Origin of the sequence: Paenibacillus sp. FSL R7-0204 (assembly GCF_038002225.1) — a bacterium.
Classification (GTDB): Bacteria; Bacillota; Bacilli; order Paenibacillales; family Paenibacillaceae; genus Paenibacillus_AQ.
On the sequence record NZ_JBBOCA010000001.1, the window covers coordinates 4,023,201 to 4,048,732 of the forward strand.

Annotated in this window: 21 protein-coding genes; 4 read left to right on the top strand and 17 right to left on the bottom strand. The window is 52.5% G+C overall.

What is annotated here, in order from left to right; all coding sequences use genetic code 11:
* Nucleotides 1–81: 81 nt before the first annotated feature.
* Nucleotides 82–705 (bottom strand): lysozyme inhibitor LprI family protein, encoded by a 624-nt coding sequence (locus MKX42_RS17740; RefSeq protein ID WP_340753650.1) that lies wholly within the window; start codon nt 703–705, stop codon nt 82–84.
* A gap of 236 nt (nt 706–941) precedes the next feature.
* On the opposite strand from MKX42_RS17740, the gene MKX42_RS17745 reads away from it, so the two are divergent.
* A complete protein-coding gene (locus MKX42_RS17745) occupies nt 942–1,778 on the top strand; it encodes a TrmB family transcriptional regulator (protein ID WP_340753651.1) in 837 nt (278 codons plus the stop codon).
* Complete coding sequence (locus tag MKX42_RS17750) at nt 1,775–3,025, top strand: MFS transporter (RefSeq protein ID WP_340753652.1); 1,251 nt, start codon at nt 1,775–1,777, stop codon at nt 3,023–3,025. The genes MKX42_RS17745 and MKX42_RS17750 overlap by 4 nt, the downstream gene beginning before the upstream one ends.
* 116 nt (nt 3,026–3,141) lie before the next feature.
* On the opposite strand, the gene MKX42_RS17755 is transcribed toward MKX42_RS17750, so the two are convergent.
* Together MKX42_RS17755 and MKX42_RS17760 are read right to left on the bottom strand one after the other, a co-directional pair.
* Entirely contained in the window at nt 3,142–3,606 is a 465-nt protein-coding gene (locus MKX42_RS17755; protein WP_340753653.1) for a phage tail protein, read from the bottom strand.
* A 25-nt stretch (nt 3,607–3,631) separates the two neighbouring features.
* Complete coding sequence (locus MKX42_RS17760) at nt 3,632–4,117, bottom strand: GyrI-like domain-containing protein (RefSeq protein ID WP_340753654.1); 486 nt, start codon at nt 4,115–4,117, stop codon at nt 3,632–3,634.
* A 97-nt stretch (nt 4,118–4,214) separates the two neighbouring features.
* Between MKX42_RS17760 and MKX42_RS17765 the strand changes: the two genes are divergently transcribed.
* A complete protein-coding gene (locus MKX42_RS17765; protein ID WP_340753655.1) occupies nt 4,215–5,177 on the top strand; it encodes a helix-turn-helix transcriptional regulator in 963 nt (320 codons plus the stop codon).
* 210 nt (nt 5,178–5,387) lie between these two features.
* On the opposite strand, the gene MKX42_RS17770 is transcribed toward MKX42_RS17765, so the two are convergent.
* Nucleotides 5,388–8,942 (bottom strand): glycosyl hydrolase 53 family protein, encoded by a 3,555-nt coding sequence (locus MKX42_RS17770; RefSeq protein WP_340753656.1) that lies wholly within the window; start codon nt 8,940–8,942, stop codon nt 5,388–5,390.
* Nucleotides 8,943–9,151: 209 nt separating this feature from the next.
* On the opposite strand from MKX42_RS17770, the gene MKX42_RS17775 reads away from it, so the two are divergent.
* Nucleotides 9,152–10,327: a serine hydrolase domain-containing protein gene (locus tag MKX42_RS17775; RefSeq protein ID WP_340753657.1), complete on the top strand. Its 1,176-nt coding sequence runs from the start codon at nt 9,152–9,154 to the stop codon at nt 10,325–10,327.
* 341 nt (nt 10,328–10,668) lie between these two features.
* On the opposite strand, the gene MKX42_RS17780 is transcribed toward MKX42_RS17775, so the two are convergent.
* From MKX42_RS17780 to MKX42_RS17840, 13 genes are all read right to left on the bottom strand, one after another.
* Nucleotides 10,669–11,580, bottom strand: coding sequence for a glycerophosphodiester phosphodiesterase (locus MKX42_RS17780; RefSeq protein ID WP_340753658.1), 912 nt, complete (start codon nt 11,578–11,580; stop codon nt 10,669–10,671).
* A 247-nt stretch (nt 11,581–11,827) separates the two neighbouring features.
* Nucleotides 11,828–12,598, bottom strand: a complete 771-nt coding sequence (locus tag MKX42_RS17785) for an endonuclease/exonuclease/phosphatase family protein (protein ID WP_340753659.1) — start codon at nt 12,596–12,598, stop codon at nt 11,828–11,830.
* A gap of 200 nt (nt 12,599–12,798) precedes the next feature.
* Complete coding sequence (locus MKX42_RS17790; RefSeq protein ID WP_340753660.1) at nt 12,799–13,890, bottom strand: PRK06851 family protein; 1,092 nt, start codon at nt 13,888–13,890, stop codon at nt 12,799–12,801.
* Nucleotides 13,891–14,104: 214 nt separating this feature from the next.
* Nucleotides 14,105–14,863, bottom strand: coding sequence for an ABC transporter ATP-binding protein (locus MKX42_RS17795; RefSeq protein WP_340753661.1), 759 nt, complete (start codon nt 14,861–14,863; stop codon nt 14,105–14,107).
* A 3-nt stretch (nt 14,864–14,866) separates the two neighbouring features.
* Entirely contained in the window at nt 14,867–17,197 is a 2,331-nt protein-coding gene (locus tag MKX42_RS17800; protein WP_340753662.1) for an ABC transporter permease, read from the bottom strand.
* 33 nt (nt 17,198–17,230) lie between these two features.
* The gene (locus MKX42_RS17805; protein WP_340753663.1) at nt 17,231–18,349 is read right to left on the bottom strand and encodes a HAMP domain-containing sensor histidine kinase; all 1,119 of its coding nucleotides are present in this window, start codon (nt 18,347–18,349) and stop codon (nt 17,231–17,233) included.
* The gene (locus MKX42_RS17810; protein WP_340753664.1) at nt 18,346–19,035 is read right to left on the bottom strand and encodes a response regulator transcription factor; all 690 of its coding nucleotides are present in this window, start codon (nt 19,033–19,035) and stop codon (nt 18,346–18,348) included. The genes MKX42_RS17805 and MKX42_RS17810 overlap by 4 nt, the downstream gene beginning before the upstream one ends.
* 186 nt (nt 19,036–19,221) lie before the next feature.
* Nucleotides 19,222–19,932 carry a Crp/Fnr family transcriptional regulator gene (locus MKX42_RS17815; protein WP_340753665.1) on the bottom strand — a complete coding sequence of 237 codons (711 nt, stop codon included), beginning with the start codon at nt 19,930–19,932 and terminating at the stop codon, nt 19,222–19,224.
* A gap of 46 nt (nt 19,933–19,978) precedes the next feature.
* Nucleotides 19,979–20,161 carry a rubredoxin gene (gene rd, locus MKX42_RS17820; protein WP_076075525.1) on the bottom strand — a complete coding sequence of 61 codons (183 nt, stop codon included), beginning with the start codon at nt 20,159–20,161 and terminating at the stop codon, nt 19,979–19,981.
* A 26-nt stretch (nt 20,162–20,187) separates the two neighbouring features.
* The gene (locus MKX42_RS17825; protein ID WP_340753666.1) at nt 20,188–21,402 is read right to left on the bottom strand and encodes an NAD(P)/FAD-dependent oxidoreductase; all 1,215 of its coding nucleotides are present in this window, start codon (nt 21,400–21,402) and stop codon (nt 20,188–20,190) included.
* A 16-nt stretch (nt 21,403–21,418) separates the two neighbouring features.
* Nucleotides 21,419–22,657 (bottom strand): FprA family A-type flavoprotein, encoded by a 1,239-nt coding sequence (locus MKX42_RS17830; protein WP_340753667.1) that lies wholly within the window; start codon nt 22,655–22,657, stop codon nt 21,419–21,421.
* A gap of 503 nt (nt 22,658–23,160) precedes the next feature.
* Nucleotides 23,161–23,865 carry a class I SAM-dependent methyltransferase gene (locus MKX42_RS17835; protein WP_340753668.1) on the bottom strand — a complete coding sequence of 235 codons (705 nt, stop codon included), beginning with the start codon at nt 23,863–23,865 and terminating at the stop codon, nt 23,161–23,163.
* Nucleotides 23,866–24,059: 194 nt separating this feature from the next.
* A complete protein-coding gene (locus MKX42_RS17840; protein WP_340753669.1) occupies nt 24,060–25,529 on the bottom strand; it encodes a M56 family metallopeptidase in 1,470 nt (489 codons plus the stop codon).
* Nucleotides 25,530–25,532: the final 3 nt, after the last annotated feature.

The window sequence follows — 25,532 nt, forward strand, 5'->3', positions numbered from 1 at the left end:
GTGAATAATTCTTTAGGTCATTCAAATGGTCAAAAAACAGCGCAGCGATCCTCCCCAGAAGAGAGTCGCTGCGCTCTTTGATTACTTCATATACAATTCGACCAGCTTATAACAACGATCCTTCGTTACTGAAGCCAAGGTTGCCGCGTATTCCAGCCCCTCCATCGTTCCGCCCTTATATTTGGCAGCCGCTTCCTCTGCTGCTTTATCCCGTTCCTTGATCCAGCTTAGCTGCTCCTCTTTCAGTTTCGCCATATCGGCTTCGGGAAGCTGCACTTTAAGCGCCTGGTAGATTTCATTCAGCGCCTTGTCCCAGCGCTCATGCTCCTTGGAGGCGGCCTCCTTCATATCAGTCATGACGCCGCTGTCCGACAGAGCCTTCAGATCGCTAAGTCCTTCTTCAATCTTATCCAGCTTGTCAAAATACGTCTGCCGCTGCGAATCCCCCGCCGCCGCACTGGCCTTCGGCGTGGCTTCCGGTGCGGCCGTCTGCGCTGGTGCCTGTGCCGTTGCTTCCGGTGCAGGCTCTGCGGTAGCCTCAGCTGCCGGTTCCGGCGTGACCTCGGGTGTAACCTCCGGGCTTGCCGCCGCTGCCTGTCCGGTCTCTGGAGTAGCCGCTGTACCGCCATTTGCCGCCCCGTTATTGCCGCAGCCAGCCATTAGCAGACTGGAGATGAGCATGGTAGTCAGAATTGCTTTTCGCATAAGTCCTCATCCTGTCTTTGGTTTATAGTCGAGACTGTCTTGCATACTGGCTTTTCGATAGCCGTCTTGAGAGTTATTACCTGATTTCACCAGAATGTAATCATTTTTATGAGCAGCCCGGTGCTACGGACGGCCGGATATTGCTGCTTGACAGCCCTTTAGGATCGGAGTAGTATTTTGAAATACTTCTACATACAACGAAGCATTACTTACTCTCACAGAAAGGCGGTTCACCCATGATTGAAGCATTACGCAAGCTTGGTTTATCCGATCTGGAAGCCCGCTGTTATCTGGCGCTGCACGGCCAGCCGCCCTCCTCGGGCTATGAGGTCGCGAAGCAGGTGTCCGTGTCCCGGTCCAATGTATACGCCGCGCTCCGCAGTCTGGTCGATAAAGGAGTCTGCCGGACAGTCGAAGGCGAGCCGGTGACCTTCGCTGCCATTCCGGTCCGGCAGGTCGTTAAGCTGCTTCAGTCAGAATTTGAGCGCACCGCCCACCTACTGGAGAACGAATTGGGCCACCTGCCTGCTGTACCGCCCTTCTTCAGCAACTGGAAGGGAGACGCACAGGTGGATCTGGCGGTAAAGCGGCTTGCTGCCAATGCCAGCGCAGAGATTCTGGCAGATATCTGGGCGGAGGATCTGCACCGGATAGAAGACACACTGCTTGCCGCCGAAGAACGGGGCATTGCCGTCCACCTGATGGTTATAGGTGACATACCTACAGCGCTGTCGCGTGTCACTGTGCATAGTGTTCCGGCAGGCGGGCCGAAGGCCGCCCGGAACTTCTCGCTCCTGCTGGATAAGGAGACCTCGCTTCTGGGCAGCTTCACCCGCCATTCGCAGGCTTCGGCGCTGGAGAGCAACCATCCGGCTGTGCTGGATGTGCTTCAGACGTCTTATTATCACGATGTCGTGATGATGCGCATAGAGCAGGATTTCGCCCCGGAGCTGGAGGCGCGTTACGGCAAGAATTACGCCTTAATATTCCAGGAACACCCGGAGATGCGCGGGCGGAAGCCGGCCCCCGAATCTGAACCCGATTCTAATCGCTTGGAGGATGACAACCATTGAATACACTGAATACATCGAATGCGAATACTCCACGCTCGTCTGTACTGCATAACCGCTCATTCCTGCGCCTATGGATCGCGCGGATCTTCTCCACCAGTGCCTTCCAGATGCTGTCGGTAGCGATTGGCTGGCAGATGTATGCGCTGACCGGCAGCGCCTACCAGCTTGGACTGGTCGGGCTGGCCCAATTCCTGCCCATGCTGCTGCTGACATTGCCTGCCGGACAGACGGCAGACCGCTATGACCGCCGAACCATTGTGTTCCTGTGCCAGCTTACAGAGTGCCTCATCGTGCTGATGCTTGTCCTCGGCAGCATCGAAGGCTGGCTCAGCGCAGTCCACCTGCTGGCAGCCGCAGCAGTGCTTGGTGCGTGCCGTACCTTCGAGAGTCCGGCCTCAGCAGCGCTGGTGCCGGACATTGTGGATCGGGAGCAGCTCCCGAAGGCAGCGGCCTGGTCTGCGTCTGCTATGCAGACGGCGATGATCGTCGGCCCGTCCCTCGGGGGTGTCCTCGTGGTCTGGGGTACGGCTGCCGCCTATATCGCCTCGCTTGCCGCGCTGCTGGTATCTACGGTACTGATCTTCTTCGTCAAGACCGTTCATTTCGTCAAGAAGCTGGACGCCGTCAGCATGGACACCTTCCTCAGCGGCCTGCGGTTTGTCTTCGCCCGCAAGATTATCCTGGGTACAATCTCGCTGGACTTGTTCGCTGTACTTCTTGGCGGGGCCACGGCACTCTTGCCGATCTTCGCCGAGGATATTCTGAAGACCGGCTCGCTCGGTCTTGGCCTGCTGCGCTCCGCCCCGGCGGTAGGCGCGATCATCGTCTCGCTCATCCTGACCCGCTATTCGGTGGAACGGGCCATCGGCCGGATGCTGTTCGCCTCGCTGGTCGTCTTCGCCCTGGCCACGATGCTGTTCGGCATCTCCCACAGCTTCTGGCTGTCCCTGTTCGCGCTCGTTCTGATCGGCGGCTCGGATGTCGTGAGTGTCGTTATCCGCTCGACACTGGTGCAGGTTAATACGCCGCAGGAGATGCAGGGCCGGGTGAACGCAGTGAATTCGTTATTCATCGGTACCTCGAACCAGCTTGGCGAATTCGAGTCCGGCACCATGGCCGGGCTGGTCGGGGCCGTGCCTGCAACCGTGATCGGCGGAGTTGGCACCCTGATTATTACCATGCTCTGGATGTACCGGTTCTTCCCGGTCCTCCGCACCCAGAAGACTTATACAGCGGAGGAGATTTGAACGGCTATAAGGGGCTGCCAACCGGCAGCCCCTCTTTTTGAACTTATATGGTTTGGGGCCCCCGCAATGTATCTGTATAGACTCCGCAGCTTAAACTTCACTTTGTGGGATTTTTATTAGTACTCTCCCTTAATCACGAAGAACGAACCCCGGATTGTGCCGGCCAGCTTCGACTTCTGCCGAGCGAACTTGAACTTGTCCGCCAGCTCCTTCGGAATCTCCATCCCTTCTGAGAGCTTAAAGCCGACCGCCCGCTTCTTCGGGTCATCCACTGTGTACATCACGTTAAGCGCAAGGCCATCCTCATAGAAAACGTAGGCGAACCGGATATTCTCCACCTGGAACTGCGACGTTTGGAGTGGCTTGGCAGCAAATTCAAGGCCCCGCTCCTTGCTCAGAATCCCGTTCACGTAATCCAGCGTCTCCCGGCTTTCACTGGCCGGAACGACTGTGAATTCATGCTTATACTTGTTCATGAAATAACGCGCCTCATTCGCACGTAATCCCGCCAGCGCCTCAGCAACGGGCGACGACTCCAGGCCTTGCAAAGACACCTCTTTGAAATCAACTGTGTATGCCATAGTTAGTTATCCTCCATTACGTTACTTAATTTCTTATGACAGGAATCCACATTTCGCCATAGAGCGATCCGTCCCGGCTACCCATCTCCACAGCCGTATTCGGCCCGCCCACGTAGGCGTATCCTTCAGCTTGCGGCAAAGCTTGTCCGAAGGCCAGGCCCGTCACGGTATTGCTTAATTCCTCCGTTGTCGCTCCTTCGCCTGCCACTACGAGATATTCCCCCTTCGGGAATTGAATCACCCGAGCTTCCTGCGGAATCTGTGCGCCTGCACCTGCCATTACCCCGGCATAATGCATCATCTTGCCGTTCACCGCTTCGTTCACCACAAACACATAATCATTCGCCGCAATCCCTTTTAACAAGTCGAGCCTGCCATCTTCACTGACCGCCTGCCAAAAATCCATCTTCTCCTTATATATCCCGGCATAATCCGTGTAATCACTCTTAAGATCAACGCCCAGACCAATCACTGTAAAGCTGTCTTTCTCTTCAATAGTATATCCTGGCATTGTCATATCCCGCCTTTATTCCTATTTGTGTTCCTCACCTGCTATGTATATGATAACCTTAAATCATGTCAAAAAATGAACCTGTTTAGGAGCCGCCATGAAAAAAGTAGAACGGATCAACATCATCATGCGGTACATTAACAATCGTGCCCATTTTACGCTGACGGAAATCATGCGGGAATTCAATATTTCGCGTTCGACCGCCCAGCGGGATATCAGGGAAATCGAGGCTCTGGGTATGCCGCTGGTTGCTGAGGTGGGCCGGGAAGGCGGGTATTCCGTCATGCGTAACTCTATCCTTCCGGTGGTCCGGTTCACGGATAACGAGGTCAAAGCGCTGTTCATTGCCTTCATGGCGACAAGAAACGGGCAGCTTCCATATCTAAAGAGCCGCCAGTCGCTGACGGAGAAACTACTGGGGCTCATCTCGGAGAATCAGCAGGAGGAGCTAGTTCTTCTCAATCAGATCCTGCTGTTCGAGGGCACCCATCCAGGCAATCCTGATCTGCTGGACCTGTCCGATCTCCCCCACCCTATGCTGGACAAGCTGATCCGGCTCCTGCTGGCGGACCGTTATTTGCTAATTACCTGTCAGGAGGAACAGACGAACAGGTCTTATTCTGTGTATCTGCTGCGTCTCTATCAGGAGAAAAGCCTGTGGCTCATCGAGTGCTTCGACCTGGACGAGTCCAGAAAACGGATCATCCCGGTTGATCAGCTTACGGATGTCCTCCCCTCCCCAGAAACCAAGAGGCTGAGCACCAAAAAAATTCAGGAGAAGCTGAGCAAGCAACAGGTAAAAAACAACCTTGTCCTGGAGCTCGGTCCCCGGGCCATTGCCCAATACCGGAAATATCACCCGTTCAGGGTCGCGTTGTCCTATACTAACCCCTACCAAACTACCGCTATTCTGAAAATGGAGGTTGAAGTGAACCGCACGGAGGAGCTGAAGGAAGTCACGAATTGGCTGTTGTTCTTGGGCGACGACTTGACGATGAAGGAAGTTCCGGAGGAAGTCAGAGCGGAGCTGCAAGCGCGAACTGGCCAGTTTCACCCTTAGGAAGCAGACTCGCCTTCTTGCTGCCCATTGTAATCGGTTTTCCGATTACATTTCGCCCGTTCGCCTTCTTGCTGCCCATTGTGATCGGTTTTCCGATTATACTTGGCCCAGCTCCTTCTCAACCATACTATCCCATGCCAGTAAAAAGAGCAGCGCCCCCATTACAGGAAGATCGCTGCTCTACTTCTACTTATCCTCTTATCCTCTTGCTTACAGATTAAGCAGCAAACTCAATACCTTCGCACACTCTGCGCGCGTCGCATTGGCCTGGGGCTTGAAGAATCCATCCGGAGTCCCCGTGATGAAGCCCAGTGAACCGGCGGCACTCACGGCGTCCTTAGCCCAGCTGTCAATCTTGGCGGCATCGGCAAAAGCAGGCAAGGAACCTGCCGGAGCCTTGCTTCCAGAGCGCAGCTCGTAGGCTCTCACAAGCAGCGTTGCCATCTCTTGCCGCGAAATACTCGACTCGGGGGCGAACTTGCCGGTAGAGTCCCCTTTGACGATTCCGGCTGCAAAAGCGGCGGCCACATCGCCCGAATACCACTTGCTGCTATCTACGTCAGCGAACGAACGCAGGCCTTCCGTCTTCAGCCCAAGGGCACGGACAAGCATCGTAACGAATTCGGCCCGGGTCACTTCTCTCTCCGGTGCGAAGCGTCCTTCCCGGTCGCCCTCGATAATATGCTTGGCAGCCATCTCTTTTATCACTGAGTAGGCCCAATCCGCCGGACTCACATCTGCAAAGCTCTTGTCATACTCCAGTACAGCATAATTGCCGGATTGCCGTACCTGTGAAGTCAATACGGACTGTTCCGTGGTTCCGCCTGCATATTCAAGCGTTCCATCGTCTGTGGTGGCATACACACCGGCCAGCTTCGGATTGCCGTTCGCTTGAAGCTTCAGGTGAAGACTGACTGGTTCCGCGAACGAGACCAGCGGAGTCTTAACTCCCTGCTGATTCAGCACAGACAGCCTGAGATTGAACATTTCTCCGGCTGTTCTCAGTTCAGCTTCACTCTTCTTATTAGCCTGAAGTATCCAGGCTGCCTTCTGCTCTGGGGACCTTGGCTCAAGCAGGATAGACATCATCGAGCCCTTCTGCTGCTGTCCTGCCAACGCTTGAAGCTGCTGAGCAACCTTGCCTGGAATCTCTACAGCCACTGTCTTGCCTTCCACCTTCAGAGCGGCTATTCCCTTAAGGGCCGCAGCGTCAGCGGGCATTCTTACTTCGCTCTGCCCTTCAGCTATTGGAATCACAATCTGGTTCTGGGCATTCACCTTCGGCTCAGTTACAGTCAGAATCTCCGGCTGCGGCGTGGCTTGTGGTGCAGCTGAAGCTTGTGCTGTTGCCAGCGGAACTGTCCAGCCTGAACCGGAGCCCGTTCCTGGTGCCGTAGCCGGGCTTGGCGCCGGACTGGCTTCCGCACTTGGTGCAGGATTCTCTTCCGGACTTGTCACCGGCTCCGTTGCCGGAGGCGTTACTGGCTCTGTGACAGGAGGTGTCACCGGCTCTGTTACCGGGGGTGTTACAGGCTCCGTTACTGGAGGTTTTACCGGTTCACTCGGTTCACTTGGTTCGCTAGGAACCTCAGGTGTAGTTGTGCTATTGCGCACGAAGGTCACCTCTTGCAGATAGCCGTAATGATTATCCGAGTCTGTGAGGACTTTGAAGCCCAGCGATGCGCTGCCGTCTTCCCCAATGTGCACATGCTTTAGCGTCAGAGTCCGGGGCTTCAGCCAGGCGCTGCCTGAATAGGTAACCGGCACCGAATACGTCTGTCCCTCAGAGATCACATACATTACCGAACCGGGAGAAGGTTCACCCTTGTCCCCGAAGATTTTGGCCTGGAGGGTATAGGTTCCGGGCGCAAGTCCGGTCATTTCATGAGTAAGGTTGAAGTTAATCGGCTTGTCATCCCCGTAATCGAAGCCGCCTGAAGCATTGCTGTCTCCGAAGGTAGCGGGCTTAGTGCCGCTCAGATACCAGTCGGACTTAGCGCCGTTCACCGTGAGATTATTGGTGCTGACGGCTCCGGCTTTTTTGACCAGCTTGAAATCATCAATATTCCCCCACTTGTCTCCAGCGTATTTCAGATTAGCGCCTAGTGTCAGCGTTCCATCTGTAACTTCAACGGTATCGATGGTTGGATTACTCCATTGCTGCCAGCCTGTGTTGATGAACGGCTGCTTCTGATTGCCCGCAAAAATCTCTGCCGTCTCTTCCCCTCCCCCGCCCGAGACCCAAGCGGATAACTGATAGGTACCATTTTCAAGTCCGGTGACCGTCTGGGAGATTTGGAATTCCGCAGCCCCTGAGCTCCAGTAGTGCAGTGCAGCCGAACCGGAATGGGCATCCGACTCCACATTGACCGCCGCGCTATCGCCGCTTACGGTCCAACTATTCAGCCCGTCCTCGAAGCCTGGATTCTGAATGAAGCTTGTGCTTGGCGAGACTGTGATCACAGTTGAATCTGTAAATCCGCCGTCATACGTAACCGCTGTTACTGTAGAGGTCCCGGCAGCAAGCCCGGAGATGGTTCCTTTATACTTGTCTACCTTGACGATGGCTTCATCAGAGCTGGTGAAGGTTAGCCCCTTATAGGTTGCATTCGCCGGGCTGATCGTTGCCTTCACGCTGCCGGTTCCGCCTACTTCTAGGATAGCGGTCTGCTTCTCTACTTTTACCGACTGAACTGGTACCCGGTTGATTGCCGAAGCACCGTCGATAAAAGCATCCATCGCGAAGGAAGGCTTCCCGTCCGGGTTCCAGGCAGACAGCCCATAGCCGAAATAGACGCCCTCGGGTGCCCAATAGAACACACCTGTTCCCTGGCTGCCAGGCACAGCCTTCACGCCATCCTGCACAGCAACTAGCATGTTGTATACATTATCCACATTCTTGCTCACATCGCCGCCAACCTCGACGACCATGACCTCTTTTCCGTATTTTGCAGCCAGAAGATTCATGTTGGAGGATAGTTCATTAATAGAAGAAGTGTAGATAGAATCCGGGTAATAAGATAACCCGATAATGTCATAATCACTGTCCTTAAGACCCGCCTCGACCAGACCTGCATAGAACGGATCTACACCGGTGTCTGCCCCGTTGGCTCTATGAATAATGATTTTGGTCTCAGGAAAAACAGCCTTGGCCGCATGTGATCCCGCCTGGATCAATTCCACCAGATTCGCCGTATTGCTATAGCTGCCCAGCGGATGCATCATCCCGTTATTAATCTCATTGCCAATCTGCACCCACTCGGGGGTTACCCCCGCAGTCTTCAGCGCTTGCATCACCTCTGTGGTATACTCCGAGACATGTGCTTTGAGCTGCTCCAGATTATCACTGGCCCAGGCGGCCGGAGTAACCTGCTTCCCGGGATCGGCCCAGGAATCACTGTAGTGCAGATCAACCATCACCCTGAATCCGAGAGCGCTTACACGGGAGGCCAGCGTAACCATCTCTTCGGTGCTGTTATGGCCGTTGATCGGATCATCGGATGGATTGACAAAAGCCCGGAGGCGTATCGAATCGATTCCGTGATCTTTTAGAATCTGGAGCAGGTCCTCTTCGTCTCCCTGATCGTTATAGAATTTGTAGCCCTCAGCTTCCATTTGCGGCAACCAGCTGACATCTGCGCCCTTGGCGAAGGATTGCGGAATCGGAACCGCTCCAGCTTGTGCCGGTAATCCAAGTGCAGTCAGCGACATGATTAGCATTGTAAACGTAAGAACCGCTGCAAGCCATCTTGTTCTCTGTTTCAAAATATTACCTCCCTGTGATAGTCTCTCCGTTAGTATAGACGACCGGAAAGGCAACATTGAATTAAGCAAAGCAACGAAAACCTATACTTATTCAATTTTTTCGCTGAAATGCGCTTACATTTCACTCTGAAAGACGTATAATATTCTCTATGTGAAATGCTATTCACCATGGAATATAGATAACGGATCATACCAAAGGAGACCTGGAGATGCTGGATTCAAACACTACCCGTCTAATTACCAAAGCGCTAAGCGCAAGTATTGCCAATAAGGAAATCGCCGGTGCGAACTTCATGGTGATTCAGAACGGACAAGAAAGCTGGTATCACGAAGACGGCTATGCCGATATTGAAGCTGGACGCAAGATGTCCAGGGATTCGATCTTCCGCCTCTACTCGATGACGAAGCCGGTTACTGCCGCAGCCGTTATGCTGCTCCTGGAGCGCGGGGAGATCGACCTGTTCGATCCGGTCAGCCAGTACATATCCGGATTTAAGAATCAGAAGGTGGGAAAGAACGGCGAGCTTGTGCCCGTAAGCAGGGAGGTTGATATTAACGACCTGCTGAACATGACCTCCGGTCTGGTCTACGGCGGAGAAGACTTGGCGGGTCAGTATGCGGAGGCGTTGTACCAGGAACTGAACAACCGCCTGCTTGGCACGAACCCGATGGGCACCCTGGAATTCGCTAACCGGCTGGGTGAAGGCCCGCTGGCCTTCGAGCCGGGATCATCCTGGCAGTATGGAACCTCTGCGGATGTTCTCGGTGCATTAGTTGAAGTCGTCAGCGGCATGCGGTACGGCGAATTCCTGCAGCAGGAGATCTTCGGTCCGCTGCAAATGAACGATACCGGCTTTTGGCTGCCCGAAGACAAGAGAGAGCGGCTGGCCTCTGTCTACCAGGATGATGGTGAAGGCGGATTGATACCCTTTTCGGAGAGTCCTCTGGGCGTTAATCATCATATGGACCGGGAGGCGGCTTATGAAGCAGGCGGGGCCGGGCTGGTCTCGACGATTGAGGATGCTGCCAAATTCACCACCATGCTGATCAATCAGGGCAGCTTGAACGGGGTGCAGCTGCTGAAGCCCCGCACCGTTCAGTTTATGACTTCAGCCAGCTTAACCAGCCCGCAGCAGCAAGGCTTCAATCCCTGGCATTCGCTGCAAGGCTACAGCTACGGCAATCAGATGCGCATCCTGACCGATCCGGGTCAAGCCGGAGGACTCGGCAGCATGGGAGAGTACGGCTGGGACGGCTGGCTGGGAGCTTATTTTGCCAATTGTCCGCAGGAACGCCTGACCATCCTGTTCATGATCCAGAGAAAGGACTCCGGTACCCTGCCCATTACACGCAAGCTGCGTAATATTGTGTTGAGTGCATTTTAAGCACCATTAGGAACCGCACCAGAAATAGATGGATTTTCTCCACCTGCTCATGAACAGAACAGCCCTCTCCAGGGAACAGTTGGAAAAAGTGCACTTAATATACTACGGAGAGTTCAGAATAGAGGATAGGCACCAAATTAGATGGCATTTTTCCAACTATTGACCTCAGATGCTTTAAAACGTCCAAATTAAGATGCGTTTTTCCAACTAAATGTGATAGTGTATGATGTTCTAGAGTACAACATTAAGGGTCCAGTCTTTATCCGGGTATCGGACAAGAACTGGACCCTTTTTCTGGCCTTTTAGAGTAAATGAGCGGCCTGTTCCGCCCTCCTCCACTCCTACCATTTGGCATTTGCCCTGTTGGCGGCAATCACTTCAAGGAAGCGGTCGGGATAATTCGTATGCACTCCGTCTACTCCCCAGGAGTAGGCTTTATCCATATTGAGCTGGTAGTTCACTGTGTATGGGATGATCTTGAGCCCGGCCCTCTTCACCTGAGCTACATAAGCCGCGCTGATGCCCTGGAAATTCGGACTGATGCCTACGGCATAGGTCTTCACGGTATCCAGATAGGACTGCGTCACCCTCGTAGCCGCATAATCATTCCATACCAGCTGGTATAGCGGAATATCCGGGTTGATCGCATGAAGCTTCCGCAGACTGGCTGCACTGAAGGAGTGAACGGATACCCTTTTGGCGAGATCATATTTCAAAATCGTTTCATTCAGGATCGCTTCTATCCCTAATTCCGATGCAGGCTCCTTGATTTCGATCATATAGTTGATGTCCTTGCCGAATGTCTCGAATACTTCTTCAAGCGTTGGGACGGTAAGCCCTGTGTATAGATCTCTGGCGAACATCGGGTAGTCCTGATTGAACCAGGAGCCTGCATCGAGCTGCCTGATCTGCTCCAGGCTCATATTCTTCACAAAGCCCTTGCCACTCGTAGTACGGTTAACCGTCTCGTCATGAATTACGACAGGAATCAGGTCCTTGGTCAAATGGATATCGAGCTCAATCGAGTCGGCACCCATCTCACGTGCCAGCTCGAAGGCCGGTATCGTATTCTCGGGAGCATAACCGGACGCGCCGCGATGGGCAATCGTATAGACTTTGTCCGCCGGCTCGATAATCTCCTTCACCTTCACCCGGATGACCGGAGAATACGCGTACAGTGTGGAGAACAAGGAAATACACAATACAATATGCACTCCGATAAAATAACCCTTATGTCTGAATATCTTCGTCATGCTGTTGTCCCCATTTGTGTGTATTAATAAGATACTCTATTCAGATTGGGATAGCCGTGACTCCTCAGAGTGTTTGGGCTTCCATCTAAAAGCTTATCTATCGTATCAGACATTTATCGCCTTAACAATCCATTGTCTCCATCCCTCCATGTAACGCAAATAAACCAGCCCCCTTGAGGTCCGGTTTATTTGTGTTACGGGAACAGGCTCTGCCAGCGCCCGCGTTACTTCGCTGAGTTTCGCCCCGTTAGATTTCCAGAGTTGCTGTAACAGGATAATGATCCGAAGGGTATTTCCGGTCGAAGCTGTCGGTTACCGTCCGGGTCTTCAGTACCTTTACCTGCTTGTCCGTAAAAATATAATCGATCTCCTCAAGCTCATCCCACGGAATATCGTAGCGGAAACCGGTGAATGTACCCCAGGGGCCATAATGAGCATCAACCGCTCTGCGGGTATCGGTCAGGTGCGCTGTAATCTCCCGGTAGCATCTTTCGTCCGGTAAAGCATTGAAATCCCCTGTCAGTACAACCGGAAGATTCCCGCCCTGATTACGAATCCAGTCCAGAATCATCAGCGCACCGCGGTATCTGGCCTCCTCACTGATATGGTCCAAATGGGTATTCACAAAATGAATCCGGTTACCATTTCTTGTGTCCTGCAGCCTTACCCAGGTGCAGATCCGGTTGTAATCAGAGCCCCAGGACTTGGACGGAACCTCCGGCGTTTCCGACAGCCAGAAGGTGCCTCCGTCTTCTTTGGTGAATACCGACTTGTTATAAAAGACCGGGCAGTGCTCGCCATCAGGATCATGATCACGGCTGATGCCTTCCACCTCATAATCCTCAAGTGACGCCAGGTATTTCAGCTGATTGCCACGTGCCTCCTGTAGTCCGAAGACGTCCCAGCGGTAATGCCTAATTAGTCGCAGCATATGCTCCTTGCGGAACGCCCAGCGGTTCTCTCCGTCTGACGGAATATCGAGGCGGATATTAAAGGAAGCCATGGCGTAAGTACTCATCGCTGTTCTCTCCTCCCAAATTGTAGCCGTTATAATTTCTCACACTGTTACATATTGAAGTCTATAATTCTTCCGGACGCTGCGCAACCGGTATTCCGAGCAAAAGGCACCGCACCCTTTATAAGCCTTGGGGCTTACTCTACGGATGGCAAATACCTAAGCCGAGTACGCCCCAAAGCTGGTTCGGATCATTGTAACCGCTAAGCCCGCATACTTGCCAGTTCAGTGGAAATCCGGTTCCTGGCTGCATCCACCATGCTAAAATCCATTGCTGCGATATATATTTCCTTTAATTCATCCCGGTGCACCTTGGCCTCTGCCAGAGCGGCTATTGCCGTTTTCATTGTGGCCTTATATTGTGCGCTTATTTCCTCTAGCGGACCGGCGAGGCGCTCATCCGTTCCCGGTGCAACAACAGCTTCATACGTATCGATGATTACGTCTCCTTCCCGCTCCGGGTAATATTCATGCGGGCTGGTGCTGTCAAAGACCGCAAAATCAAGCTCACGCACAATAACCATATCCAGACTGTTAGGATCAAATCCGCAATGATAGATTTCCGTATCAAAGCCTCTCTTCTCTGCCTCAGCGGCGATTTTGCGGAGTATGGTTGATTTGCCTGTTCCCGCCCGGCCCTTGAGAAAGAAGCGTCTGGGCAGCCCTTCGGTCAAATTCGGTACAAAGTCAACCGACCCTGCCGGCGTAGCTGCGCCCAGAAACCGGTGCTTCAGGTAAGCATGCCTCTGAAGCTGCGCTTCGCCAAACAACTGTTCCAGCATTAAGACCGTTAATTGATCCGCCTGGCCGAAGTCCATATGCTCGAAGTAAATCTTTTCCCATTCGTCATGAATGTTCAGGGCCTCCGCAAATCTGCTGTACGCTGCCGCATAGGCCTCCGCAGCCTTCCGGTTCAGCTCCTCAATGCTCTCCCTTTGGCCGATAAGCGCTGCCGAGTCCCATGCTTCCCCCAGGTTCACATATTCCCGGGCCGCTCCGGGAGCCTTGGGCTCGATCACATGGGGCGCCGTCCCGTCAACAATGCCCACGCCAAGCGCCGGAATAATGACCCCGTCTATGGAATCCTTATCGGATGAACAATGGATCAGCTCAATAGGATATCCCCGCTCCGCCCATTCCGTGCCGATTGCTTTCATCAGCGAGGATTTGCCGGTACCGGGACCGCCTTTCAAGATGAATATCCGCCGAAGTCCTTGAAGATTTGATTCCAACAAACTGTAGAAGCCAAGAGCCGTATTCCCGTCTGCAAAATATCTTAAAATTCCCGCAGCCATACACCCACTTCCTTTCCCGTTGTCGCCTGATAGGCTTATAACCATACAATATGCGTCAGGTATTTGTAAGGTGCCTGGTGCGGGAATTCCGTCCAAATATATGAATTTATATGTTGCACACGATAAATTATCCTTCTATTTCTCGCTGAAACGGTACCGTCCTTTAAAAGGACGGCAATGCCGTTTCCACTTGATCCCACGTGAAGATGCTAAACTAAATGCCCACAGCCGCCATCCGGGCAAGCACCTTCTCCCCTCTAGCTTCCAGATCCCCGCCGCTGAACTTTGGAAGTATCAGCTCGGAAACGATGCTCCCGTCCATCGTGAACAGTACCCGCTCCGCCCTGGCGGCGACTCTCGCATCATGTGTCACAAGCATAATGGCTGTGCCCGCTTGATTGATAGCTGCCAGCAGTTCCATGATTTCCTCTGCGGTCTTCGAATTCAGTGCACCGGTTGGCTCATCGGCAAACAGAATCTCCGGCGTATTCATCAGCGCGCGGCAGATTCCGGCCCGTTGGAGCTGGCCGCCGGATACCTCCGTGGTATCCCTGTATTCCAGCCCGGCAATACCTGTCTGGATCATCAGGTGTCTCGCTTTTTGCGCGAGTTCCGCTGTGTTTCTCCTACCATCCTGCACAGCGGGAAGCATGATATTATCCAGCAGATTCAGGTTCCTCAGCATCGTAGGCTGCTGAAAAATAAACCCCATCCGGGTCCGGCGAAGATCCGCAAGTGCATTTTCCCGGAGACCGGGTAGTTCTGTATCGCCAAATTTGACCGATCCCTCTGTAATCTCATCCATGCCGCTGAGCACGAACAGCAATGTGGTTTTGCCTGAGCCTGAGGGTCCCATCACGGCAACAAATTCACCTTCTGTTATATTTACGTCTACTCCATTCAACACTGTGGCCTGTTCTATACCCTTACCGTAAGTTTTTACCATATGGGTACCTGTAATGATGCTTCTCATCTGCTAAGCCTCCTTGATATGCCCGGCGATTGGTAAGGTCTGGATGCCGGAAATGCCTAACTTGGTAGCGGCAACGACACAGCCTGCAATTAGCAGTGGCGAAATGAAATAGACAAACCACGGGTTTACCGCGAAACGGAAGGCTGCTGCACCGAAGGAAGACACGATTGCCACGCCAACAAGCTCTCCCAGCGTATTGGCCAAAAGCGTACCAGTGATGACACCCAGCACCAGCACGGTAATGGAACGCGAAAGATACTGCCTGCGAATATCCCTGCAAGTGAAGCCAATAGATTTCAATATCGCAATGAGATAACGGTCCTTCGTCACCAGCATCCTCATAAACAGCGTTGTTACCAGCAGTGTGAGCAGAGCAGTTGCCACAGTAGCGACAATGGATGCCTTTTGTATAGCCTTGCGCATAGGACCGAGCATCTGCCCGATGGTCTCGTCGATCCCGGTAATTTTGGCGGAGGGGAATTGTTCCCGGTACTGTAATATTGCCGCCTGAACACTCTGACGGTCACGGAACGTAACCGCAACCCCGATGCTAAGAATCTCCCCGTGTTGCATATTAAAATTTGCCTGTGCTGTACGCCCGCCGTTCGTAACATCGGAGTAAATCCCGCACACCTTCAGGTGCTTCTCCGTGCCGTCAACAATAACAATGAGTTCATCCCCAACATTCTGTTCAAGGTCTTCCGCATTCAGTACCGAGAGAGCGATCTCTGCTTCCGCTTGCGGCGCACGGCCTTTGGAGTACGTAATTGGAAAAGCGGCATAGTCCCCGAAAGTCACCCGCAGCTTCTCTAGCGTTCCTTCATCCGTTCTTCTCTCTAGCATCCGGCTGGTGAATAATCTATATTTCTCAACGTTCTTATCTTCATTAAGCCGAGCTGCAACCTCCTCCGCCTTCCCCTGAACATCCTCCACCTGTGTCCGCAGCACTCCGATATTCACGTCGCTGATGCCCATACCCATATTGGTGATGAAGCCGGGGGCAGAGATCGTACGGCTGATATTGTACGGCACAATCATAATGAATGAAGAGATGACCAGCACCATCGTCATGGTTACATACAGCTTTTTACGGGATAGCACATCCTTGATGCCTAAAAAGATATTTCGGGTAAACAGCCTGTTGTGACTCAGCCGGAAGCTTCTGCCCGGTTTCGAGGATTCGCGCGATGCGCCGAACCTCACCGCCTGCGCCGGGGAGATGTTACGGAAGCGCTGCAGCACACCATTCACATATAGCATGACCACCACGAAGATGAGCACTGCCCCCGCAAGCCCGCAGAGCAATCCGGGGAACCGGCTCCCGCTATCGCCCATGTACAGACGTATATTTTGCATAAAAGGCATTTGGAGCGGCAGAGAAGCCAGGAAGCCTAGCACACATGCCGCACCCGTGACCGCACCGTATTTCGCAAGGTAAAACTTCTTAATCTGTGATACCCGTATCCCGATGGCCTTCATTACGCCTATTTCCTTATAATCCTCTTCAATCGTTGCCAGTAGCGTAAAACGGATGCACAAGAATGCCACGATGATGACCAGAATGCCGATCAACACCAGCACAGCAATCATAATGCCGTCCGTAATGCCGTTAATCAGCTTCACTTGATTGTACGTGATAGCAGGCGGACCGTTGGCCGGGAGACCCGCATCCAGATACGCTGCCTCAAAAGCCGGATAGTTAACCCTCTCAGACAGCCGGAATTCAATCAGGTGCTCTAATTGTCCGAACTCACTGACCCTCTCGAAATCCGCCGGGCTCACAAGGAACCGCTTGGAGCTTACCAGCGCCGCGTTCATGGTCGAATCCCGCAAAAACCCCGCAACGTGGAAGGAAATACCATGGATCTTCACTGTATCTCCAAGTACTGCCTTTCCTTCCTGCCTGTAATAGACAGGGACATAGATTTCACCGTCAGCAGGATGGATCACCTTACCGTTTAAGTCCAGCAGGTAGTCGAATTTCTTGCCCTGTACGGAAAGACCGTTGTCCTGAATGCTTCCAGCAAGCGTATCGTTCCCGATCACAATCTCTGCACCCTCGATATTGAGGAACTCCAGCACCTGATATTCCTCAACACTTCCATTCGTGTCCGCGAAGTGCCGCAACTGGTCCATATCAACCTTGCCGGTGTGCATCTGCATGAAATGGAGTGCCTTCGCCGATCGAAGCATGTTATTCATCGCGCCGGACAGATTTACGGTCAGCGATGCGGCGAGCGAGGTTAGCATGGCGGCAACGAGGATGAATGCCATAATCGTGCCGGTGGTCAGCTTGCTTTTTCGCAGATCATTTTTGATAATTTGTAGATACATGTCACTCCTCCGTCTATTTGTGTCCTTACAGATTTAGCCTTTGGGAAAACTGAGGACGAACTCCTTGGTGTAAGGCGGAGCTGCGTCCAATACACTAACCCCGCCGGAATGCTGTTCCATCACCTTGTGCACAATAGACAGCCCGAGCCCGGTTCCACTGCTGGCGCTTCTTGAAGCGCTGCCGGATACAAACGGCTCGAACAGATTGCCGGCGATGGCCTCCGGGATCGCAGCTCCATTATCGGCAATATGGATTGTAGTCCGGTTAGGTTCATCCGTTAATCCCACATATAACAGGCTGCCTGAAGGGTTATGGCGGATTGCATTGGCCAGCAGATTGCCGATGGCCCGGCTTATTTCCAGCGGGTCTGCCATGTAAAATACTGACTGGTCCGGTAATTGCAGCTCTAAGCTCATCTGCTTGCTTTCGATTTCACCAAATAAAGCCGCGCAAGATACCCGAAGTAGCTCTACAAGGTCAACCTTCGCTAAGTTCAACTGGTAACCGGGCGCACCCAGTTTGGAGTAGGCCAGCAGTTGGTCAATCAACTGGTTCATCTGCCCCGATTTCGCTTGGATCGCCAGATGGTATTCCCGTTGTTTGTCAGGCTCCTCAACCAACCCGCCTGCCAAGGCCCCGGCATAGCCGGAGATTGTTGTCATGGGAGTTCTCAGATCATGGGCGATGTGTGAGAACAGCTGCATCCGCTCACTCTCCATGTTCATCCGCTGTTCTTCGGCATCCGTAAGCCTCTGCGCCATATAATTGAACGCATCCCGCATTTCTCCAAATTCCGTTTCCGTCTCAAAATCCAGCCTGGTATTCAAATGGCCCGAGGTCACCGCCTTGAACCCTTCTTCCATCTTCCTTACAGGCTCCATAAGCTTCCTGTTCATTCCGCGCCCGAACAAGGAAATCCCGATAAAATACACAGCAACGGTAATAAGAATCCAGATCACGGACAACGTAACCTGAAGCGATTCCGTTCCCTTGGCCAGCGGGGAAGAGGCCAGCTCCGCGAAGTTCATCCCATTCTTCCATGTCAACAGGCCAAACAATAGTTCCAGGACCAGCAGCGTCAGCGCTATGCCGAAGGTGTAGCCTATGAATCTGCGCATGATGACTCTTCTGAAGCTGCGCTTGTTCTTCATGGATGCACCTCCAGCCGATAGCCTAATCCCCGCACGGTTCCAATGGATACCCCGCTGCCGCCGGGAAGCTTGCCGCGCAGCTTACTGATAGCCACCATCACCGTATTGTCATCCACGATGGCCGTATCCTGCCATGCCGCTTCATACAGCTGCTGCTTGGTGTATACGCGACCCGGGCTTTGCATAAACAGCTTCATCATATTAAATTCGGTAGCGGTAAGGTGAATGGTCGCGTTGCCCCGGCTGAGACCGCAAGCAGAAACGTCCATACAGAGTTCCCCTACCATCAGCACCGGCGCTGCGGAATCTGTAGCACCGCCGCTATAGCGGCGTAATTGGGCTTTAATTCGCGCTAATATCTCCAATGGGTCAAACGGCTTAGTCACATAATCATCCGCGCCAAGGTCAAGCCCCAGAATTTTCTCGTGATTCTCTGTCTTGGCACTGACGACGATAATGGGAAGATTACTGTGCTCTCTCAAGCCCTTAATTAGCTGATAGCCGTCAAGCTCCGGCATCATAATGTCGATGACAGCCAGATCAACCCGTGCAGCTGCAGCCTGCTTCAGTGCTTCCCGACCGTTGCCGGCCTGGATCACGGTATATCCGTCCTTTTCAACATACAGGCGCAACAGCTCCCGGATCTCCTTCTCATCGTCCACAATCAGAATCGTTTGGTTCATCATTTCACCTCTCCTCCCGGCCATCCCGCAAGGCCGTAAGTTCATTATGTTAGCCCTACCTTTCAGTAAAACACGGGTTACCTTAACATTGCCTTAAGATTTATCATAGGAAGCGGCTGTCTAAGCCAAAAAGCGGCATTCCCCATCACCGGATGGTAGAAATGCCGCTTAGCCTATCTTTAACTCCCCTTATATTCCCATGAACCGCTCCACACCTGCCGGGTCCATGACGACCATCTGCTTGTTGCCGATCAGCTTGATCAGGCCGGAATCCTCGAATCGGGAGAACTTCCTGCTGATCGTCTCGCGGGTCACTCCGACATAACTGGCCAGCTCTTCGCGGGACAGCGGCAGGTCGATGTGTACGCGTCCGCCGTGCGGCTTGCCGTATTTCTCACTCAGTTCCATGATCATATAAGCGATCCGGATTTCCGGGTCCTTGGTCGCCAGGCTCTGCGCCAGATTCTCGGTGTGGGCGAGGCGTTTGGTTAAGCTTTTGAGCAGACGCAGGGAGATGTCGGGGTTCTCGGTCATTAACTGCTCCATATCGCTGCGGGTCAGCAGGCAGATATTGGTGTCTTTCAGCGCATACGCACTGAAGTTGCTAAGCTCATCGCTGTTGAAGATACTGAGTTCCCCGAAGAAATCCCCATTCGTCAGGATATGCAGAATCTGTTCCTTCCCTTCGGGTGTAATCTTGGATAACTTCACATGTCCCTGTTGAATAATGTACAGCGTATCGGACGGCGCTCCTTCGAGAATTAACGGCTGCCCCTTGGTGAATTTGCGGTGCTTAATCATTGCGCTGATCCGGGTAAGATCCTCATCGGTCAGCGCGGCAAAAATAGGTACCTTGCGTGTACAAGGTTCAGCGGCGTGCTGGCAGGAATGCTCTTTCATACCGTTCCCCCTGTAATGTGAAATGTGGAGCTTCATCCTTAATCCTCTAGTGGGCAATTGTGTTCTTCTCTTCAACCGGAACGAAGTGGCTGGTGTCCTCCCCGCAGACCGGGCAGACCCAGTCTTCAGGCAAATCTTCAAAGGCTGTGCCGGCTGCGACATCCTCATCGGGATCGCCTACTGCCGGATTATAGATGTAGCCGCAAGGGGTACAGATGTATTTTTTCATCGTTATCAGCTCCTAATAGGTTATGTTTAGTTCAATCTGAACTGGACTTCGGCCATAATATCTGTAATACTCCTGCCGTCAAGCTGAATCCCCGACAGAGAGGTTCCCTGCTCAATAGCAGCCTTGTAGGTCAAGGACGCAGCTGCTCCCTGCCAGGAGATCGCACCAGTAATAATGCTGTCTGTCACAAAGATACGTGTATAGGCACCGTTCTCTTCTCCGCATACCGTCCGGTCGCAGAACCGCTCATCTGTGCCGCCAATGGCGAATAGAGAACTCCCGAACGCGTTAAACAAAGTAACCGGAACGGCTCTGCGGTATACCGTCAGAGTGTCTGCCATATTGCTTCCGGCAATTTTGCCCTGTTCAATCGCTCCGCCCCACAGTCCTTCCACCAGCCCGCCATACTCGGCAACGTCACCGGCTGCATAAATGTTCGGATCACTGGTCTGCAGATGTTCATTGACAATAATGCCCTGGCCGACCTCAATATTCGAGCCGTTGACAAGGTCCGTATTCGGGACAATGCCGATGGAGTAGACCACATGATCGCAGGGGAAGCTGGAGCCGTCCTTCAGTGCTACCCCAGTAACAGAATCAGTTCCCTCTATAGAAGACACACCTGCTTGCAGCATCACCTTCACTCCCGATTGCTCAAGCGTCTGCTTCAGTCTGTCAGAAGAGTAACTGTCCAGTTGTCTGCCCATCAGGGAAGGCGCTGCTTCGACCACGGTCACTTGATGTCCCGCTTCGTGAAGCGCCCAGGCCGTCTCAATGCCCTGCACTCCACCGCCGATCACGGTCACGCGGCTGCCGTCCCTCAGGCTGTCTTTCAGCCGGTCTGCATCGGAGAGACCCCGGATCGTATGGACGTTGGCGAGTCCGGCACCTTCAATGGATAATGCGCGGTTCTTCGCTCCCATGCAGAGCAGCAGCTTATGATATTCCACGCACTGGCCGTCCTCTGTCTCTACCGTTTGCCGCTCCGGGTGGACAGACTGGATACGGGTTGAGGTCTTAACCGTTATGCGGTTATCGCGGTACCATTTCTCCTTCTTGATCAGTACCTTCTCGCTGTGCAGATCAGTGAACAGGCCTTTGGTCAGCTTAATCCGGTTGTAGGGAAGCCCGCTTTCCTCCCCGAGAATCGATATTTCGGATTCCGCGTCCTGATCGCGGATCGCTTTGGCGGCATGGACGGCGGTTACACCGCCCCCAACGATTACATAATGCTTCGTCATGTTCGCTTCCTCCTCCCTAGATTGAACTGAGCAGCAGATCCGAGACAAATTCGGTTGCATGCTTAATCTTCTGGACCTTCTCAGGCTCTCTTGGAGAGAATCTCACCCTGACGGGGAACTCCACATGGGTCATGCCGGTGGTTTTGATCACCTCAGAGGTGCTCTGTACAATCATATTCGTTCCGTTCAGGTAATCCTGAATGACTTCGATCGCTTCTCCGCTCCAGCCGTAGGAGCCAAACGCCGTAGCAAGCTTGCCTTCCAGATTCATCTCCTGCATACCCTTCAGCACTTCCTCCAGGTTCCCGATCATATCCGCATACTTTGTGGAGCTGCCGATGAAGACGGCGTCTGCCGACTCGATGCTGTGCAGGATGTCTACAGTGCTGCTTTTATCTGCGTTCCAGACTTCAGTCTCAATGTTGTTCTCCTTCAGGCAATTCTCAATGATCGCGGCCATCTTCTTCGTACTGTTCTTGATGGTGGTGTAGACAATGACAGCCTTCTTCCCCTGATTGGTCTCCCGGCTCATTGTGGCGTACAGCCCGATGAACTTAGGAATGTCCTCGCGGATCAGGAACCCGTGGGATGGCGCAATCATACGGATCTCCAGATCCTTCACTGCTTCCAGCAGCGTTCTTACATATCTTCTGTGCGGGTGGATAATCGCTGCATAATAGCCTTTGTAATCTTCGGTAATATCGAAGCCTGCTTCATCGCTGAACAGATTGTCCACCGCCACATGTGTGCTGAATATATCGCAAGGGAACAGAATCTTATCTTCCACACAGTACGTAATCATCGTTTCTGCCGTGTGGAGGTACGGCGTTTCTTTGAACAGCAGTGTTTTTCCTCCGATATCCAGCGTATCCCCGTCTTTGACAACCAGGAAGTTCCGGCTGTGCAGCTTGTACATTTCCTGTAGCTCCGGTACAGCAATTTCGGTACATACGATAGTAGCATTCAGCGCCTGCGCAGCCAGAGCCGCAAGTCCGCCGGAGTGATCAGGCTCCGTATGGTTAATGACGATGTAGTGAATATCCATAAGATCAATCATTTCGGCGAGACACTCGGCATATTCTCGGCCAAATTCCATATCCACGGTATCGATTACGGTCGGCTTGCCGGTTTTGAGGAGATAGGAATTATAGGTGGTGCCCTTGGCGAGAATCAGGCGGTGGAACGGAACTTCACGGTTGTCTATTTTGCCTACCCAGTGGATGCCCTCGGCGATTTGTCTGGTTTGTGTACTCATTTGTGTTAGCCTCCAATATTTAATTGATAATCCTTATCAGCAACCTCATTCTATTACGCCAGCTGCTTAAAAAGGAGGATTCAAATCAAATTCCGGAAGTTTGTGATAGCTTTCGTTTGGCCTACTCTTAATGTAGCCGATTCCGCAGAAGAAGGGGTGCGTGTGATCACAGGCGGAGAGAGAAATCTAATTTAAGTGGATTTGAGCAACTGCTATCTAGTTCGTACTTGTAGGTTTTCGGTTATGGGGACAGCCGTGACTCCAGAGAATGTTTGGCCCTCCGGCCGCTGTTGTCCCCAGATTTCTTGATTAAACCGCTAATCGCGGTAGAAATCCGGTGACAAAGGCGGACGCTACCGCTCCTACAGTTCCAAAATTCTCCTCCGCCACTTTTCTCTTTTTCGTATATTTTCAAGTTCAATTTATATAGTGTTTGCCTGACAAGGTTGGCATATTAAGTACCTTATCTCCATCGCTATCAAAAAAAGCCGATCTCTATAAGATCAGCTTTTCTTGGCGACAAAGGTTATGCAATCAGAGGTCAGCTTGACGGGCTGCCCGTTTCTGTTAATCTCAAATGCTAAGGGTTTTACGATCAGCTGCTCTATCTCCCATCCGGCAAACTGCTGTTTCAAAAGGTCAATCATTCTCTCAGTAGACAGATTCACTTCAAACATGGGATCCAGCTCTTGCTTATTCTCTAGAAGCATTTCCCGGATATTGGACGCGATAATAATGCAATTCGCCCCGCCCGCTCTTGTCCCGGCATTCATTTCACTCAGTTTCTGCTCCAGTACCTGTGCCGACCTCACATGTTCCAATGAAGATACGGCTACGATAATATCATATTCATTTGGCTCAATGGAGAAGTGTTCGATATCAGATAGAATGGGTATAATGTAAGGCTCGACACCGAACTGCTGACTGTAGCTCTTCAGCTTCGCTATGGCTGATTCCAGCAGGTCCACACATACAACTGTTCCATTCCTATGCTTAATAGATTCAGCAATGGGAATGCTGTTCCGGCCAACCCCGGCTCCCAGATCCAGTATGCTTATGTATTCTTGATCCTTATACTGATTAATAAGATTAATGACTGTAGTAACGGGTTTGTGCAGCCAGGAGCCTGGTTCGAATAATTTGCTGCTCTCATAACATTGGTCATGATAAATTTTCTCTTCGGATCTGATCCTTGATAACCTGTCCATTCCTTCGCCCCCAATACTTTAAATTATCCTCATTCTGAAACTCCACCCCAAAAAATTCAGAGGGGCGCGGCCGAGAGAAGTGTAACATATCTCTATAAATATAGTCAGTGTCCAATCGCAACGCAAAGAACAAGAGCCGCCCCACATGGAAGCCGCTCTTGTCATTGATAATATTCTACACAAGATATCTTATGTTACTTAGAAGGTGCTGGAACATCCTCAACAGATGCAGGAGCCGGCACCAGCTCGGGAAGCGCCTCTACAATGGCCTCTTTCTGGTCAGGGACTGGTGCAGGGGCAAGCCCGGAATCAGATTGGGCAGCGCTAACTTTCGGCACGGTTACGGGAGCGCTTTTAGCAGGAGCTGGTACAAGCTCATTGGCAGCGGCTGGTACCAGTTCAGGCAGCGGCTGGGCAGTGATCTCTGCTTGAGCAGCTCCGGGAGCCACTTCAGCGGGAACTGTTACAGAATCAGCAGATTCAGCAGGCCCGGCAACGAGTTGCCCTGCTTTATATTCCTGGGCGGGGATGGTGCTGCTCTCGGCAGGCTGGGTTCCAGAACCTTTGGCTGGCTCGGTTATTTTACCTTCGGGCACTGTAGAAGCTGCAATTTCGGAAGCGGCATTATCAGAAGAAGTATACTCCGAGTCGGCAACTACTTGCGGTGTCATCTTGGAGGCCAATGCCGCCGTAGAGGTGCCGATCCCTGCAATTAACAGGGCTGCGGTAACCGATAGGAAGAGGGTCTGTCTGTTTAGTTTTTTGACGTTAAGCATATGGGTTAATCTCCTTTGTAATTGTTTGCCGTCACCGGATAATGAGGCGTAGAAGGCTCCGGGTTGACTGGCTGGTCCTGCCATAACATTCAGAATCGTCCCGCCGTAACGTTTGCGGTCAGCATGAGACATCTCTTGCACCACCTCCTGGTCACAGGTCAGCTCGCTCCAGGTGTGAAGCTCATGACGGACCGTATGAACCAGCGGATTGTACCAGTGCAAGGTACGGACGAATAGCAATGCAGCCTTGATCCACAGATCCTTGCGCTTCAGATGAACCAATTCATGGCGCAGCACCATCTCCATATCCAGATTGCCCTGACTCTCTATAGGCAGATAGATCGCCGGTCTCCATATTCCTGCCAGAAAAGGACTGCGTGCGACAGAACTGTACGCGAGCTTCACGCTACATGTGAGGCCAAGCTCCTCCTTGATGCTCCTTAGCATCTTGGCTGGTTCACTATTCTCCGGTACCATGGTACGGTTACGCTTAAGTACTCTGGTAAACCTGCGGTACGCATACCCTTGCCAGGTGGCAAAAATGATGGCACCTGCTGCCCAAATGCCCAGCAGAATATAGGCGGTACTTGTTGTTAAAGTTAATGTTGCAGGCTGCAGAGATTCCGTTATATACCCGGTTAACCTCCCACTCTGGGGATTCTGTATACTTGTGGCTACGCGCGGCGCGCTTAGGTGTTGGGATAACCACGGCAGGATCAGAGCTATAGGGATCAAGTAAAAGACTAAGGCCAGCTTAATGAGTCCGTAACGCCATGGGGCCGGAAATTGTCCGGTCGATAACCTCCCCAGTGCGTAGATGCTGATGGTTACTACACTTCCGGCAACGGTTAGTGAAATCAGAAGATTCAGCAGAGTGTTCATCGTCATCAC